The following is a 15982-nucleotide window of genomic DNA, read 5'->3' as shown; positions in this document are numbered from 1 at the left end:
GGCGGGCCACGGCCATGATGGGACCAGCACACTCACTGTCGGGAGCCGCCGCCTGGCTCGGCGTCGGAGCGGCGGCCGCCGCGGCCGGGCACCCGATGCCCTGGCCGGTGCTGCTGGTCGGGGCGCTGATCTGCGCCGGTGCCGCGCTCGCCCCCGACCTCGACCACAAGGCCGCCACCATCTCACGGGCCTTCGGACCGCTGTCGCGCTGGATCTGCGAGATCGTCGACAAGCTGTCGTACGCGGTCTACAAGGCCACCCGCAAGCCGGGCGACGCGCGTCGCTCCGGTGGCCACCGCACCCTCACGCACACCTGGGTGTGGGCGGTCATGATCGGCGGGGGCTGCTCGGCCGCCGCGATCTATGGCGGCCGCTGGGCGGTGCTCGCGGTCCTCTTCGTGCACATGGTGCTGGCGATCGAGGGTCTGCTGTGGCGGGCCGCCCGCGGCTCCAGCAGCGACGTGCTGGTGTGGTTGTTGGCGGCGACCAGCGCCTGGATCCTCGCGGACATCCTGGACAAGGCGGGCAACGGCTCGGACTGGCTGTTCACCCAGCCCGGCCAGGAGTACCTGTGGCTGGGACTGCCGGTGGTGCTGGGCGCGCTGGTGCACGACATCGGGGACGCGCTGACCGTCTCGGGCTGCCCGATCCTGTGGCCCATCCCGATCGGCCGCAAGCGCTGGTACCCGCTGGGCCCGCCGAAGGTGATGCGGTTCCGCGCGGGCAGCTGGGTCGAGCTGAGGGTGCTCATGCCGGTGTTCATGGTGCTCGGCGGCATAGGCGGCGCCGCCGCCCTCAACGTGATCTGACCCCGCGGTCAGCCGGTTCCCCCGGAGCCACTTCCGTAACGGCGCTCGAACGCGGCGACGCGGCCCTCGGAGTCCACCGTGCGCGCCTTGCCGGTGTAGAAGGGATGGCTCTCGGAGGAGATCTCCACGTCCACCACCGGGTAGCTCTGGCCGTCGTCCCACTCGATGGTCTGGTCGCTGGTGGCCGTGGACCGCGTCAGGAAGGCGTATCCGGCGGCGCGGTCGCGGAAGACCACCGGGTGGTAGTCGGGGTGCTCGTCCTGCTTCATGGCGGCTCCTCGGATTCAGCCGTACGCGGAGTCCTCGTCGACGATGTGCATCGCGGCCTCCTCGGCGGAGGCTCCGGCGCCGTCGATGCCGACGTCGCTGGCGACCAGGCCGTTCTCGTCGTCCTCGTGCACCCCCTCGTTCGGGGCGACGAGCCGGCCGGAGCGCAGGTCACCGACCTCGTTGTCCAGGAGCTCGCCGTCCGTGCCGGCGCAGTCGCCGATGCCGTCGCCGTCCGGGGCGGCGGGATCGGGCAGTTCCTCGGACAGCCGCTGGTCCAGGGTCTCGCCCCGGTGGCGTTCGGCCGCGGTCACCCCGGTGTGCTCCACCGCCCACGGCCGCTCGGGCGGGGACCAGCCGCGGTCGAGAGGGTCGGTGACGCCGTCGAAGTCCAGGGTGTCCTCGACGTCGAGGACACCCGAGTCCTCCCGGATCTCGGACTCGTCGGGCTGGTAGACGTCGTCCCCCCATCCGTCGGCGGTGGTCACGGCTACCTCCAGGCAGTGAGGACACGGTCCGCGGGGCGGGCCGCCGGCACGCTCGGCGCGGGTCCCACAGGGCGTGGACCCCGCGGTTCCCGGTCGGTCCCCGAACCGGTGCCGCTCTCCAGCCTTCCACCCCTGCTCGCACCCGCGCAACGGCACGGGGCCCGACCTGCGACGCACCTCGTGCACGGCCCGGCGCACCCCCGTCGTGCCGCGGCTCTCCGCGCCGCCGCGGGCCCCCGTGACACCCGCCGCCGCACGGCCCCCCTGACACCCGCCGCCGTACGGCCCCGGTGGCACGGCCGGTCAGCCGTGCCACGACCGCCACAGCGCCGCGTACGCACCGTCGGCCGCCACCAGCTCGTCATGGCTGCCCAGCTCGCTGATCCGGCCGTTCTCGACCACGGCGATGACGTCCGCGTCATGGGCGGTGTGCAGCCGGTGGGCGATGGCGACCACGGTGCGGCCGTCCAGGACGCGGGCCAGGGACCGCTCCAGATGGCGGGCCGCGCGTGGATCCAGCAGCGAGGTCGCCTCGTCCAGCACCAGCGTGTGCGGGTCGGCCAGCACCAGCCGGGCCAGTGCGACCTGCTGGGCCTGCGCCGGGGTCAGCGCCACCCCGCCGGAGCCCACCTCGGTGTCCAGACCGTCCTCCAGGGCCCGCGCCCAGTCGTGCGCGTCGACCGCGCCCAGGGCCGCCCACAGCTCGGCGTCCTCGGCGTCGGTACGGGCGAGCAGCAGGTTGTCGCGCAGGGAGCCCACGAAGACGTGGTGCTCCTGGTTGACGAGGGCCACATGGGACCGGACCCGTTCGGCGGTCATCCGGGACAGCTCCGCGCCGCCCAGGGTGACCCGGCCGTCGCGGGGCGCGTAGATCCCGGCCAGCAGCCGGCCCAGGGTGGACTTCCCCGCGCCCGAAGGGCCGACCAGGGCCAGCCGGGTACCGGGTGCGACCGCCAGGGAGACCTCGCGCAGCACGTCGACGCCCGGCAGGTAGCCGAAGCGGACGCCGTCCGCGAGCACCTCGCGGCCCTCGGGAGCCAGCGAGCCGTCACCGGCGTCGGGTTCGATGTCCCGCACCCCGACCAGCCGGGCCAGCGACACCTGGGCCACCTGGACCTCGTCGTACCAGCGCAGGATCAGGTTCACCGGCTCGACGAGCATCTGGGCGATGAGCGCGCCCGTCGTCAGCTGGCCGATGTCGATCCAGCCCCTCAGCACGAAGAAGCCGCCGAGCAGCAGCACCGAGCCGAGGACCGTGGTGTGGGTGGCGTTGACCGCGGGGAACAGCACCGAACGCAGCCACAGGGTGTACCGCTCCCACGCCGTCCACTGGGTGATCCGGCGTTCGGACAGGGCGATGCGCCGGGCGCCGAGGCGGTGCGCCTCGACGGTGCGTCCGGCGTCCACGGACTCCGCGAGGGTGGCGGCCACGGCCGCGTAGCCGGCGGCCTCGGAGCGGTAGCCGGCCGGGGCCCGCTTGAAGTACCAGCGGCAGACGACCACCAGCAGCGGCACGGCCAGCAGCACGGTGGCGGCCAGCGGGGGTGCCGTGACGGCCAGTCCGCCGAGCAGCAGCACCACCCAGACCACGCCGATCGACAGCTGTGGCACGGCCTCCCGCATGGCGTTGGCCAGCCGGTCGATGTCGGTGGTGATCCGGGACAGCAGGTCGCCCGTGCCCGCCCGCTCCAGGACCCCCGGCGGCAGTCCGACCGACCGGACCAGGAAGTCCTCGCGCAGATCGGCCAGCATCCGCTCACCGAGCACGGCTCCGCGCAGCCGCACCTCGCGCACGAACACGGCCTGGACGGCGAGCGCGAGCACGAACAGGCCGATGGTCAGGCCCAGGTGGAGGTCACGGGCTCCGTCGGAGACCCGTTGGACGAGTGCGCCGAGCAGGTACGGGCCGACCATGGAGGCGACCACGGCCACCGCGTTGACGGCGACGAGGAGGGTGAAGGCCCGGCGGTGCCTGCGGAACAGCTCGGCCACGTAGGCGCGTACGGTCGCGGCGGCGCCGACGGGCAGGGTGGCGGCCGTCGTCGGGGCCGCCGGGTCGTAGGCCGGTGGTGCGACGCCGATCATGCGCTCTCCTCGATCTCTTCCAGCGCGCCGCACAGGGCCGCTTCCTCGTCGGTCTCCCGGGTCACCACGGCCCGGTACCGGGGCTCGGCGTGCAGCATTTCGCGGTGCACGCCGACCGCCGTGACCTCGCCCTCGTGGACGAGGACCACCCGGTCGGCCCGGTCGAGCAGCAGCGGTGAGGAGGTGAACACCACCGTGGTGCGGCCGGAGCGCACCTCGCGGATGCCCTCCGCGATCCGTGCCTCGGTGTGCGAGTCGACGGCGGAGGTGGGCTCGTCCAGGACCAGCACCTCGGGGTCGGTGAGCAGCGACCGGGCCAGCGCGAGCCGCTGGCGCTGCCCGCCCGACAGGGACCGTCCGCGCTCGGTGATCCGGGCGTCCAGCGGGTCGGTGACGTCCAGCGAGCCCTGGACCAGGGCGTCCAGCACGTCCGCGCACTGGGCGGCGGCCAGCGCGTCCTCGGCCCGCACGGCACCGGAGGCCGGCACGTCGAGCAGCTCGCGCAGCGAACCGGACAGCAGCACGGGGTCCTTGTCCTGGACGAGCACCGCGGTACGGGCGGCCGCCAGGGACAGTTCGTCGAGCGGTACTCCGCCGAGCAGCACCGAGGTGCCGGCCTCGGCCGGGTGGCCGCCCAGCCGTTCCGCGAGTCGCCCGGCCGCGTCGGGGTCGCCGCAGACCACCGCGGTCAGGCGGCCCGCGGGGGCCAGCAGACCGGTGGCGGGGTCGTACAGGTCGCCGTCCGGCACCGTGTCCGCGCGGGAGCCGCCGATGTCGGTGGCCCGTTCGAGGCGGAGCACGCGCGCGGCGCGTTTCGCCGCGGGGCGCGAGAAGGAGTAGGCCATGGCGATCTCGGTGAAGTGCTGCAACGGGTAGTTGAGGATCATGACCGCGCTGTAGACGGTGACCAGTTCGCCGACCGTGACGCGGCCCTGGCGGGCGAGCTGGACGCCGTGCCAGACGACGATGATCAGCAGCAGTCCGGGCACCAGCACCTGGATCGCGGAGATCAGCGCCCACATCCGGGCGCTGCGCACGGCGGCCCGCCGTACCTCCTGGGAGGCGCTGCGATAGCGGTCGAGGAAGAGGTCCTCGCCGCCGATGCCGCGCAGCACGCGCAGTCCGGCGACGGTGTCCGAGGCCAGTTCGGTGGCGCGGCCGGCCTTGGTGCGCTGGAGGTCCGCGCGCCGGGTGGCCCGGGGCAGCAGCGGCAGCACGGCCAGCGCGACCAGGGGCAGGCCGACGGCGACGACCCAGCCGAGGGCGGGCTGGTAGAGGAGCAGGCCCACGCCGACCCCGACCACGGTCACCGCGGCCGCGGTGAAGCGGGAGACGGCCTCCACGAACCACCCGATCCGTTCCACGTCGGCGGTGGAGACGGCCACCACCTCGCCGGCCGCCACCCGCCGGGTCAGCGCGGAGCCGAGCTCGGCGGCCTTGCGGGCGAGCAGTTGCTGCACGCGGGCGGCCGCGGTGATCCAGTTCGTGACGGCCGTCCGGTGCAGGAAGGTGTCGCCCACCGCGATCGCCGTACCGCACAGCACCAGCAGACCGCCGGTCAGCGCCAGCCTGGAGCCGGAGCGGTCGACGACGGCCTGGACGGCGGAGCCCACACAGAACGGCAGCAGGGAGACGGACACGAAGTGCAGCAGTCCCCAGGCCAGTGCCTTGAGCTGGCCGCCCAGCTGGTTGCGCCCCAGCCACCACAGGAGCCGGGGTCCCGAGCGGGCGTCCGGCACACCCGGATCGGCATACGGAAGATCTTGAATCTGCATGAGCGGTGACGTCCCAGCGGCTCGTGTCGGGGAGGGGGGAATCGGTGGGAAAGGGCGGTGACAAGCCGTGACAGGTTCGCGCCGGTGCGTGCTCGAAATCAAACGGTTTTATCGCGGTCGGCCGAAACGCGTACAGCCGTGGGACGTCGCCCGGGCAGGGTCCGGGCGGCGTCCCACGGCTGCACCTCGGTGCCGTCCTAGTGGGACGGCGTGCCGTGCGTGTCCAGCAGGTCCACGTCGTTCGCCCTGACGTAGGCGAGGCGGTGGCCCAACTGGATCTCGTAGTACCTCTCGTGGCCCAGCACCACCGGCTGGGGTACGTCGGAGAACGTCGACCTGTCGACGTAGGAACCGCCGACGCCGGACTGGGTGACGTACCGCTGGCCCGCCCGGACGGTGTAGGGCAGCGGCGCCTCTTCCTCCTCCTCGACCCCCTCCGGGTAGGCGTCCTCCTCCGGGAGGGCGCGCCCGAACGCCGGGATCTCCGCCAGCCCCTCCTTCGGGGTCACCATGCGGCCGCTCGCACCGACGGCCGTCGGGTGCGCGGCGGGGTTCTTGAACCACGCCTTGCGGCCCTGGTACCAGATCGCCGTCCACTCACCGCTGCGGTCGGCGACGGCGAACGTCTGGCCGGTGGAGACACGTGACCCGAGATCGCTGACGTCCTCCGTGGAGTCCTCGCCGTCCGGCCTGCGGCCGGGGTCCTGGATCAGCGGGGCGCTCTCGTCCGGCCGGGTGTACAGCCGCACGGCGCTGGAGCCGTGCGGCTGACACCGCTTGCCGTCGCCCTCGCACCCCGTGTAGCGGGGCTTGTGGGTGGCGTAGTCCGGCAGGATCATCACCATCGGGCTGTCCGGTGGGGCCGTCGCCTTCAGCGGCGCGCCGAGCAGGTCGAAGTAGTGCCGCCAGTCCCAGAAGGGACCGGGGTCCTCGTGCATCTCCGGGATGGAGTCGGCGGTCGGCGCCGGCACGTTGTCATGACCGAAGATGTGCTGCCGGTCCATGGGGATGCCGTACTTCTTCGCCAGGAAGCGGACCAGGCGCGCCGAGGAACGGTACATCTGCTCCGTGTACCAGGTCCCGGGATGGGCCAGGAACCCCTCGTGCTCGACGCCGATGGAGCGGGCGTTCACGAACTTGCTGCCGGAGTGCCAGGCCTCGTCCTTCGTCCTGACGTGCTGGGTGATGTGGCCGTCGCTGGAGCGGACGGAGTAGTGCCAGGAGGCCTCGGTCGGATCCTGCACGGTCCTGAACATGTTCGGCAGCGTCGACTCGGTGTCGTGGATGACGATGTACTCGATCCGCTGGTCCCGGGGCCGGTCGGCGAGGTCGTGGTTTCCGTAGTCGCCGTCGTCGTCGATCTCCTCGTAGGGCGCGGCGAGCCAGTCGCAGGACAGCTCGGGCGGGCACTCGACGTTCTTCGGCCGCGGTGCCGCCGGCGGGCCGGGGTGTGCTCTGACGCCGGGGGAGGCGGGCAGGGTGACCTCCTGCCCCTCGGCGGTGGTCCGGTGCGCACCCCGGCGGATCAGGCCGAAGACGTCGTCCGCGTAGGTGGCCGCGGAGGTCACGTCACGGGTACCGGGGAAACGTTCCACCGCCTGCCACCAGTCCTCGGGGCGGGTGCTGAGCGGTTTGCCGAGATGCCGTTGCGCGGCGGCCAGCAGCGCCGCGCCGCCGCGCACGTTGGCGACGGCGTCCGTCCGCAGCTGTCCGGCCGGGACCCGGATCAGTCGTGCGGCGCGTTCCAGGCTGGCGGGCTGCACGGCGTGGCCGACGGCGGTGAACGCCGTCCCCGCGAGCGGGTCGTCGGACCGGCCGCCCGGCGCCTGCGGGCCCGGTGCCGGAGCGGGGGCGCCGCCGTGGTCGGCGGCCATCAGGTGCATCGGCCCGTAGCCGCCCGCGGCGCTCGGGGTTCCCGGGTGGGCGTCCCAGCGCGACTGCATGTACGAGACGCTCATGAGCACACTGCGCGGCACGTGGAACTCGCGCGCGGCGTCCGTGAAGGCGTTCTGCAGGCGCTGGTCCTCGGTGTCGTCGGCGCCGGAGGCCGGAAGGATCAGCAGTGGTGGCAGCAGCGCGGCCGTCGCGATCAGGCAGGCCGTCAGACGGCAGGTCCGAAGGGCGCCGGGCGCACGTGGAGCGACAGTTCTTCTCATACCAGAGGGTCTCCAACCGCTTGCTGAGGGTCTCCAACCACGCTCGTCGCAACCAGGGCAGCGGAGTCGCCCGTCATGTCACCCCTCGTACGTTTCCGTGCCCGGCGCGGCACGGCGCGCCGAACGTCAACCGGGTGGACCAGTGCTGCGCCAGAGGCCACCCGGTCGGCGGGCACCGTTCCGGCATCCGGACGCGCGACGGGGCGGACCCCGGGCGCGTCCCGTCAGTCCTCGACCGGGTCCACGTGCCAGTCGGGGTGACCGGGCATCTCGGGGGTGTCCGGGCCGTACAGCCAAGGAGTCAGAAACGGCGTCAGATCCTCACCCGCGACCTCGGAGGCGAGCGCGACGAAGTCCCGGGTGCCGGCGGCCCGGCCCCGGTACCTGGTCACCCAGGTGCGCTCGATCCGGTCGAACGCCTCGTCACCGACCTTCTCCCGCAGGGCGTACAGCACCAGCGCCGAGCCGTCGTACCGCATCACCTTGAAGAGCGTCGGCTCCGTGGGTTCGGCGGGCGCGCCGTCGTCGTGACGCCACTGGTCGTGCTGCTCGTACGCGGCCCGCATGGCGTCCGCCATGCCGACCCCGCCGTGCTCGGCGGCGTACAGCCGTTCGTAGTACCGGGCATGACCCTCACTCAGCCACAGGTCCGACCAGCGCCGGATGGCGACGCTGTCACCCGTCCACTGGTGGGTCAGTTCGTGGACGAGGTTGCGCTCGGCGTCGGCCGGGTCACCCAGCAGGTCGTCCTTCGGTACGACGGACAGCGACTGCGTCTCCAGGGCCACCGGCAGGTCGGTGTCACCGACGAGTACGCCGTAGCGGGGGAACGGGTACGGGCCGAGTCGCCGTTCCAGCCAGGCGAGGTGGTCCGGGGTGCGCGAGCGGGCGGCCCCGGTGTCCGTGACCAGGCCGTCCGGCACCACGTCCCGCAGGGGCAGCCCGTGCGGGCCCCGGCCGTCGGCGAACGTGAACCTCCCGATGGCCACCTGGACCAGCTGGGCAGCGATCGGCTCCTCGGAGTCGTACGTCCACCGCACCCGTCCGCCCGGCTGCCCGGCGCGGTCGACGAGCCGCCCGTTGGCCACCGCTCGCAGACCGGGCGGGGTGGTGATGTGGAAGGTGACCGGGGCGCGCAGGCTGGGGTGGTCGTTCACCGGGAAGACCAGCTTGGCGCCGTCGGGCTGAGCGTAGATCAGGGTGCCGTCGGGGGTGGGCACCCAGCCGTACTCCCGGATGGCGTCGGTCCGCTGCCGCCGCCCGGTGGGGTCGGCGGTGTAGGTGACGCGGACGGTGAAGGCGCCGCCGTGCGGGATCGGGTGCGCGGGGGTGACGACGAGTTCGTCCCCGTCGCGTACGGCGGTGGCCGGTGCGCCGTCGACGGTGACCCGGTGCAGGGTGTTGCCGGCGAAGTCCAGGTCGAATCGGGACAGGTCCTGGGTGGCGGTGGCGGCGATGGTGGTGCCGGCCGGGAAGGGCGTCCCGGGGGCCCGCCAGTCGAGGTCGAGCGTGTAACGCCGGACGGTGTAACCGCCGTTGCCGTCCAGTGGCATGAGGGGGTCGCCGATGCCGGGGGCGCCGGGGGCGGGGGCCAGGCCGGAGGGGCCGGGAGCGGGGGAGCGGTGGCCCTCGCGCGGGAGGCCGGCGAGAACGGTGTGGCAGGTGAGGGCGACGGCCCCGCCGAGGGCGAGGGCCAGGGCCGCGCGGCGGACACGAGCGGTCGTGATCTGCATGGCAGCACTGTGACACCAGTGCCAGGTCATAGCACTATATGTCCGTATCGGATGCGCCCGAGCAGGGTGCGCGACGGCGGTGTGATCGCGGCCGGTCCGCCCATTGCGGTGGGCCTGCAACTCCCCGTAGAACACCGGCATGAGAAGCCGGATCGTCATGTCCATGATTGTCGGAGCGACCCTCCTGGCCGGCGCGCTGCTCGGCACGGGCGCCCCAGCCGCCCGCGCGGCCGACGTACCCGCCGAGTTCGGCACCGACTGGCACGACCCGGTCACCGCCGCTCCGCCGGTGTCCGTGCCCGAACACGCCAGGTCCTGCCGGGTCACGCTGGCGGAGGCGCAGTTCCGTGACTTCACGCCGTACCGGGGCACGTACACGCCCCCGCGCGGGTGCGGCGACCGCTGGAGCAAGGTGGTGCTGCGACTGGACGGCAAGGTGAAGGGCCGTCAGTACGACCGCCTCGGCTACCTGCGCGTCGGCGGCGTCGAGGTCCTGCGCACCTCCACCCCCGAGCCCTCCCCGGACGGCATCGAGTGGCACGTGGAGAAGGACGTCACCCGCTACGGCGACACCTTCCGTGGCGCCCAGGACGTCGAGATGCTCATCGGCAACGTCGTGGACGACACCTACACCGGCGTCATCGACGTCAAGGTCACCCTCACCTTCTACACGGGACGCCCCGAGGTCACGCCCCCGGACAAGGTGCTCACCCTCACCGACGGCGGCGCCACCCTCACCACCCCGCGCAACAGCGAACGCATCGTCGCCGAGGTGTACGCCACCGGGTCCGGCGGCGGCTGCGAGGAGTTCTGGTACCTGACGGTGGCCGATCCGGCGTCGTACTCCTGCAAGGCGGACAAGGGACCCTACCGGGAGGTGCGGATCGAGGTCGACGGCCGGCCGGCCGGAATCGCCGCGCCGTTCCCGAACGTGTGGACCGGCGGCTGGTCCAACCCCTACCTCTGGTACGTCGTCCCCGGCCCCCGGGCCTTCGACGTCAAGCCGATCGAATACGACCTGACCCCGTTCGCCGGGCTTCTGAACGACGGCCGCCCGCACCGGGTCGACGTCTCGGTGGCCGGAGTGCCCGAGGGGCAGGCCGGTTGGAGCACCTCGGTGAACGTACTGGTCTGGCAGGACGCCCACCGCGCCCACGTGACCGGCGGGCTCACCGGGATCACCGCCTCCGAACCCGTCAACACCTCGCTCTACACGCCGGGTACCGGGGAGCACCGGGTCGACACCGACGCCGGGCACCGGCTCACCGTCTCCGGATACGTCGACACTTCGCACGGCCGGGTGACCACCACCGTCGGCCGGACGCTCGCCAACACCTCTGCGCACCGCTGGAACGACGGCGAGACGACCGACGCCCTCGACGCCGTCTGGACGGACGACCAGAGCGTCACCGTGCGGGCGGGCGGAGCGCCGCGGACGACGCGCACCCGGCTGACGTACACGATGAACGGCGCCGTCACCGTCGGCGCGGACCACCGGCTGCGCACCGAACTCGCCCTCGGCGACCGGGCCGCGGTCCTCCGGCCCCGAGGCGGCTGGTCGTGGTCGGACGACTCCTACCGCGGTGACGCCTCCTACCTCCTGGACGTGCCCCGCGACCAGCGGCACGCCGTCGGTACGTCCGGTGAGCACTACCGGCGGTACGGGGCGGACGGGTGCTACGACCGCTCGCTGGCCACCGCGCAGGGGGTGCTGACGGAGGATCACAGCGGCTGCTGAAGAGAGTGGTGTGCGATGCGTCACTCGGCATGGGATTTACCTGGCTGACACACCGCGGTTTCGGACGGGAGCAAGAAGGCCCGCAGAGTGATCGGCACGGAAGTCGCTTTCCGTATCGCAGAAGTCCCGCTCGGCTTCCGCGAGTCGACACCCCCACAAGGAGTGCCCGTGCCGCAGTCCGTACCGTCCCCGCCGCGACGCGTCGCACGCATGCTGCGTACCTCTCTCTTCGCGCAGGTCGCCTGCGCACTCGTGCTCGGAATCGTCGTCGGGAGGCTGTGGCCCGGCTTCGCCGCGGACCTCCAGCCGCTCGGCGACGGTTTCACCCGGCTCATCAAGACGATCATCTCCCCGCTGGTGTTCTGCGTGGTCGTCGTCGGCATCGCCAAGGCCGGTGATCTGAAGGCCTTCGGCCGGATCGGGCTCAAGGCGCTGATCTGGTTCGAGGTGGCGAGCACGCTCGCGCTGGTCATCGGACTCGTCGCCGCCAACGTCGTCCAGCCCGGCTCCGGCATGCACGTCGATCCCGCCACGCTGAGCGCCAAGGCGGTCGACGCGAAGACGGGCGGCGGGTCGCTGCCCTCCACGACGGAGTTCGTCCTCGACGCCCTGCCGACCAGTTTCATAGGCGCCTTCGCCGAGAACTCCCTGCTCCAGGTGCTCGTGCTGGCCTGCCTGGTGGGCGCGGCCCTGCTGCACCTCGGGCACACCAGGGTGCCGCAGGTGCTGCCGGCCGTCGAGCAGGCCCAGGAGGTCGTCTTCGCGATCGTCGGCTTCGTGATGCGCCTCGCCCCGATCGCCGTCTTCGGCGCGACGGCGGTCCTGATCGGCCAGTACGGGCTCGGCGTGATCGAGACCTACGCCAAGCTGATCGTCCTGTGCTACGCGGCCGCCGCGCTCTTCGTCGCCCTGCTCGCCGTCGCCCTCAAGGCGCTGACCGGGCTCAGCCTCTGGCGGTTCGTCCGCTACATCCGCGCCGAGCTGCTGCTCGCGCTCGGCACCGCCTCCACGGAGTCCGTGCTGCCGCGCGTGATGCAGAAGCTGCGCACGGCGGGCGCGCGGGACGACGCGGTCGGCCTGGTGCTGCCCACCGGCTACTCCTTCAACCTCGACGGCGCCTCGCTCTACCTGTCCATCGGCACCCTGTTCATCGCCCAGGCCGTCGGCGTCGACCTGAGCCCGGGACAGCAGATCACCGTCGTCCTGGTGCTGATGCTCACCAGCAAGGGCATGGCCGGCATCCCCGGCTCGGCCTTCCTCGCGCTGTCCGCGACCGCCTCCTCGCTCGGCGCGATCCCGGCCGGCGCCGTCGCCCTGCTGCTCGGCGTCGACCGCATCATGGACTCGATGCGTGTCGTCACCAACCTGCTCGGCAACTGCGTCGCCGTTTTCGCCGTCTCCCGCTGGGAGGGCGCGCTGGACGTCGAGCGGGCGAAGAAGGTGCTGGGTGGTGAGGTGGAGCCGGCCAGGGAGCCGGAGCGGGAGCCTGCCAGGGAGCCGGAGCCGGAGCCGGAGCCGGAGCCGGAGCAGGTGCCGGTCAAGGAACCGGTGCTCGACAGCTGACCGGTGGCCGTACGCCCCGGGCGGCTCCCTTCCCGGACCTTACGGAAGGGAGCCGCCCGGGCGCGCCTCAGCAATGCCTGGCCGCCACCGGATGGTCGACCAGCGTGTCCAGCAGCCCGCCCAGCGCCTCCCGCTGTTCCTGCGACAGCGGTGCCAGGATCTCCGCCGCCGCGGCCTTCCGGGCCGCGTGCAGCTCGCGCAGGGTTGCGTGCCCCGCGTCCGTGATCTCGATCCGGGTCACCCGGCGGTTCGTCGGATCCGGCACCCGGCGCACCTGTCCGCTCGCCTCCAGACCGTCGACCAGCGTCGTCACCGCGCGCGGCACCACTTCGAGGCGCTCGGCGAGATCGGCCATGCGCGGGGGCGCGTCGTAGTGCGCGAGGGTGCGCAGCAGCCGGGACTGGGCCGGCGTGACACCCAGATCGCGCGCCTGGAGGTGGCGCTTCTGGATACGCCACACGCGGCGCGTGAGGCGCAGCAGCTGTTCGGCGAGCGGGCCGTCGGGGTCGGGGATGCTCATACGGGAAACAATATCAGGACCATGTGCATTGTGAGTATAGGTAACAGTGAGCTATCCTCCGTGAGTCCGCACTCACCGCACCCATCCGTAGGAGCCATGCCCCGAGACGAGATCAACTGGACCCCCGACGGCGCTTCGGCCGGGCAACCCCGCCAGGTGCGCCGCATCCTCGCCCTCTTCCGTCCCTACCGCGGGCGCCTCGCCGTCGTCGGCCTGCTGGTCGGCGCCGCCTCGCTGGTGTCGGTCGCCACCCCCTTCCTGCTGAAGGCGATCCTCGACACCGCGATCCCGCAGGGCCGCACCGGACTGCTCAGCCTGCTCGCGCTGGGCATGATCCTCAGTGCCGTTCTCACCAGCGTCTTCGGCGTCCTCCAGACGCTGATATCCACCACCGTCGGGCAGCGCGTCATGCACGACCTGCGCACCGCCGTGTACGGCCGGCTACAGCGCATGTCGCTCGCCTTCTTCACCCGCACCCGCACCGGCGAGGTGCAGTCCCGCATCGCCAACGACATCGGCGGCATGCAGGCCACCGTCACCTCCACCGCCACGTCCCTGGTCTCGAACCTGACCGGCGTGGTCGCCACCGTCGTCGCGATGATCGCCCTCGACTGGCGGCTCACCGTCGTCTCCCTGGTGCTGCTCCCGGTCTTCGTGTGGATCAGCCGCCGGGTCGGCAACGAACGCAAGAAGATCACCACCCAGCGCCAGAAGCAGATGGCCGTGATGGCCGCCACGGTCACCGAGTCGCTCTCCGTCAGCGGCATCCTGCTCGGCCGCACCATGGGCCGCGCCGACTCGCTCACCGCCTCCTTCGCGGACGAGTCGGAGCAGCTCGTCGACCTGGAGGTGCGGTCGAACATGGCAGGCCGCTGGCGGATGGCCGTGATCACGATCGTGATGGCCGCGATGCCGGCCGTCATCTACTGGGCGGCGGGGATGGCCCTGCGGACGGGCGGCCCGCAGATCTCGCTCGGTACCATCGTCGCCTTCGTCTCCCTCCAGCAGGGCCTGTTCCGCCCGGCCGTCAGCCTGCTGGCGACCGGCGTCCAGATCCAGACCTCCCTGGCGCTCTTCCAGCGCATCTTCGAGTACCTCGACCTGCCGATCGACATCACCGAGCAGGCCGAGCCCGTCCACCTCGACCGGGTGAAGGGCGAGGTCCGCTTCGAGAAGGTCGAGTTCCGTTACGACGACAAGGGCGGCCCCGTCCTCGACGGCATCGACGTCACCGTCCCGGCCGGCGGCAGTCTGGCCGTCGTCGGACCGACGGGCGCCGGCAAGTCCACACTCGGCTACCTGGTTCCCCGGCTCTACGACGTCACCGGCGGGCGCGTCACCCTCGACGGCGTCGACGTCCGCGACCTCGACTTCGACACCCTCGCCCGCGCGGTCGGCGTCGTCTCCCAGGAGACGTACCTCTTCCACGCCTCGGTCGCCGACAACCTGCGCTTCGCCAAGCCGGACGCCACCGACGAGGAACTGCACGCGGCGGCCCGCGCGGCGCAGATACACGAGCACATAGCCGCCCTGCCCGACGGCTACGACACGATCGTGGGCGAGCGCGGTCACCGCTTCTCCGGCGGTGAGAAGCAGCGGCTGGCCATCGCGCGCACCATCCTGCGCGACCCGCCGATCCTGATCCTCGACGAGGCGACCAGCGCTCTGGACACCCGCACCGAACACGCGGTCCAGGACGCCATCGACGCACTGTCGGCCAACCGCACGACGATCACCATCGCCCACCGGCTGTCGACGATCCGGGGCGCCGACCAGATCGTGGTCCTCGACTCCGGGAGGGTGGCCGAACGCGGCACGCACGAGGAACTCCTCGAACGCGACGGGCGGTACGCGGCCCTGGTGCGCCGGGACGCCCGACTGGAGACGGCGGGGCAGCCGACGGCGTGAGGACGGGGCTCCGCCGACAAGCAGAAGATATGCCGGATTTGTGGATGTATGCGGGCTAATGTTCCCGCATGCAGATGAACTCTCCGTCACGCAAGCCGCTCCGACGGACCACGATCCGGCTGACGCCCCGGGGCAGGCTCACCCTTGTCGCGGCCGGCTTCGTCGTGGCCGGCGCGGCCGTGGCGGTGCCGCTGCTGACCCTGCACGGCGCGGCGGACGGGTCCACGACCCTGGTCGTCCCGGAGGGCTGGCGAGCCTCCCAGGTGTACGACGCCGTCGACAAGGCCCTCGCCCTCCCCGCCGGCACCACCAGGCAGTCCGTCGGCAGCGCGGGCCTGGAACTGCCCGGCGAGGCGGAGGGCAACCCGGAGGGCTACCTCTTCCCGGCCACTTACCCGGTGGCGCGGGACGCGACCCCGCAGTCCCTGCTGCGGTCCATGGTCGGCACCGCCCACCAGCGGTTCGACAAAGCGCCTCTCGCGGCCGGCGCCCAGCGCGACGCGATGAACGTCTACCAGGCGGTGACCGTCGCCAGCATCGTCCAGGCCGAGGCCGCGAACAAGGCCGACATGGGGAAGGTGGCCCGGGTCGTCTTCAACCGGCTGCAACGCGGTATGCCGCTCCAGATGGACGTCACCCTCAACTACGGCCTCGACCGCAGGACCCTCGACACCACCGTGGCGGACACCCGCAGCGACAGCCCGTACAACTCCTACCAGCGCATGGGCCTGCCGCCCACGCCGATCGACAACCCGGGTGAGGACGCGATGCGGGCCGCCCTGAACCCCACGCCGGGCGACTGGCTGTACTTCGTCACGGTCAAGCCGGGCGACACGAGGTTCACCGCCGACTTCGCGGAACACCAGCGCAACGTCACCGAGTTCAACGCCCTGCGCGGCGGGGCGCAGCAGCCGTCCGCCGCCGGCCGGCCGCGCTGAGC

Annotated in this window: 12 protein-coding genes; 5 read left to right on the top strand and 7 right to left on the bottom strand. The window is 72.4% G+C overall.

Annotation, left to right across the window (positions count from 1 at the left end):
• The first annotated feature begins 14 nt into the window (after window positions 1-14).
• On the top strand, window positions 15-809 hold the full coding sequence (locus AB0958_RS00970) for a metal-dependent hydrolase (RefSeq protein WP_366888141.1): 795 nt from the start codon (window positions 15-17) through the stop codon (window positions 807-809).
• Between the two features lie 8 nt (window positions 810-817).
• Here the strand turns inward: AB0958_RS00970 and AB0958_RS00965 are convergent, their stop codons facing one another.
• The 6 genes from AB0958_RS00965 to AB0958_RS00940 form a co-directional block, all read right to left on the bottom strand.
• Entirely contained in the window at window positions 818-1078 is a 261-nt protein-coding gene (locus AB0958_RS00965) for a type B 50S ribosomal protein L31 (protein WP_366888140.1), read from the bottom strand.
• 15 nt (window positions 1079-1093) lie between these two features.
• Window positions 1094-1564 (bottom strand): DUF5709 domain-containing protein, encoded by a 471-nt coding sequence (locus AB0958_RS00960; protein ID WP_366888139.1) that lies wholly within the window; start codon window positions 1562-1564, stop codon window positions 1094-1096.
• A gap of 303 nt (window positions 1565-1867) precedes the next feature.
• A complete protein-coding gene (locus tag AB0958_RS00955; RefSeq protein WP_366888138.1) occupies window positions 1868-3649 on the bottom strand; it encodes an ABC transporter ATP-binding protein in 1782 nt (593 codons plus the stop codon).
• Window positions 3646-5424: an ABC transporter ATP-binding protein gene (locus AB0958_RS00950; RefSeq protein ID WP_366888137.1), complete on the bottom strand. Its 1779-nt coding sequence runs from the start codon at window positions 5422-5424 to the stop codon at window positions 3646-3648. Before AB0958_RS00950 ends, AB0958_RS00955 begins: the two co-directional genes overlap by 4 nt.
• Window positions 5425-5621: 197 nt before the next feature.
• Window positions 5622-7580, bottom strand: coding sequence for a peptidoglycan recognition family protein (locus AB0958_RS00945; protein ID WP_366888136.1), 1959 nt, complete (start codon window positions 7578-7580; stop codon window positions 5622-5624).
• A gap of 224 nt (window positions 7581-7804) precedes the next feature.
• Window positions 7805-9313 carry a M1 family metallopeptidase gene (locus AB0958_RS00940; RefSeq protein ID WP_366888135.1) on the bottom strand — a complete coding sequence of 503 codons (1509 nt, stop codon included), beginning with the start codon at window positions 9311-9313 and terminating at the stop codon, window positions 7805-7807.
• Between the two features lie 139 nt (window positions 9314-9452).
• Here AB0958_RS00940 and AB0958_RS00935 point away from each other — a divergent pair, with 139 nt between their 5' ends.
• Window positions 9453-11051: a peptide-N4-asparagine amidase gene (locus AB0958_RS00935; protein WP_366888134.1), complete on the top strand. Its 1599-nt coding sequence runs from the start codon at window positions 9453-9455 to the stop codon at window positions 11049-11051.
• Between the two features lie 168 nt (window positions 11052-11219).
• Window positions 11220-12614, top strand: coding sequence for a cation:dicarboxylase symporter family transporter (locus AB0958_RS00930; protein ID WP_366888133.1), 1395 nt, complete (start codon window positions 11220-11222; stop codon window positions 12612-12614).
• A 67-nt stretch (window positions 12615-12681) separates the two neighbouring features.
• Here the strand turns inward: AB0958_RS00930 and AB0958_RS00925 are convergent, their stop codons facing one another.
• On the bottom strand, window positions 12682-13134 hold the full coding sequence (locus AB0958_RS00925) for a MarR family transcriptional regulator (RefSeq protein WP_366888132.1): 453 nt from the start codon (window positions 13132-13134) through the stop codon (window positions 12682-12684).
• Between the two features lie 96 nt (window positions 13135-13230).
• Here AB0958_RS00925 and AB0958_RS00920 point away from each other — a divergent pair, with 96 nt between their 5' ends.
• Both AB0958_RS00920 and mltG read left to right on the top strand, forming a co-directional pair.
• Entirely contained in the window at window positions 13231-15042 is a 1812-nt protein-coding gene (locus AB0958_RS00920; RefSeq protein WP_366888131.1) for an ABC transporter ATP-binding protein, read from the top strand.
• Window positions 15043-15110: 68 nt separating this feature from the next.
• Complete coding sequence (gene mltG / locus AB0958_RS00915) at window positions 15111-15980, top strand: endolytic transglycosylase MltG (protein ID WP_366888130.1); 870 nt, start codon at window positions 15111-15113, stop codon at window positions 15978-15980.
• The last annotated feature ends 2 nt before the right edge of the window (window positions 15981-15982 follow it).

The sequence above is a fragment of the Streptomyces sp. NPDC006655 genome (assembly GCF_040703965.1).
Classification (GTDB): Bacteria; Actinomycetota; Actinomycetes; order Streptomycetales; family Streptomycetaceae; genus Streptomyces.
Note: the sequence above shows the minus strand (reverse complement) of the source record. Positions and strands in the feature narration are given on the sequence as shown.

Excerpts from the sequence above, each read along its gene's own strand:
- AB0958_RS00925 (WP_366888132.1), bottom strand. The coding sequence starts at position 13,134 with ATGAGCATCCCCGACCCCGACGGCCCGCTCGCCGAACAGCTGCTGCGC.
- AB0958_RS00950 (WP_366888137.1), bottom strand. The coding sequence starts at position 5,424 with ATGCAGATTCAAGATCTTCCGTATGCCGATCCGGGTGTGCCGGACGCC.
- AB0958_RS00935 (WP_366888134.1), top strand. The coding sequence starts at position 9,453 with ATGAGAAGCCGGATCGTCATGTCCATGATTGTCGGAGCGACCCTCCTG.
- AB0958_RS00955 (WP_366888138.1), bottom strand. The coding sequence starts at position 3,649 with ATGATCGGCGTCGCACCACCGGCCTACGACCCGGCGGCCCCGACGACG.
- AB0958_RS00965 (WP_366888140.1), bottom strand. The coding sequence starts at position 1,078 with ATGAAGCAGGACGAGCACCCCGACTACCACCCGGTGGTCTTCCGCGAC.
- AB0958_RS00970 (WP_366888141.1), top strand. The coding sequence starts at position 15 with ATGATGGGACCAGCACACTCACTGTCGGGAGCCGCCGCCTGGCTCGGC.
- mltG (WP_366888130.1), top strand. The coding sequence starts at position 15,111 with ATGCAGATGAACTCTCCGTCACGCAAGCCGCTCCGACGGACCACGATC.
- AB0958_RS00940 (WP_366888135.1), bottom strand. The coding sequence starts at position 9,313 with ATGCAGATCACGACCGCTCGTGTCCGCCGCGCGGCCCTGGCCCTCGCC.
- AB0958_RS00945 (WP_366888136.1), bottom strand. The coding sequence starts at position 7,580 with ATGAGAAGAACTGTCGCTCCACGTGCGCCCGGCGCCCTTCGGACCTGC.
- AB0958_RS00920 (WP_366888131.1), top strand. The coding sequence starts at position 13,231 with ATGCCCCGAGACGAGATCAACTGGACCCCCGACGGCGCTTCGGCCGGG.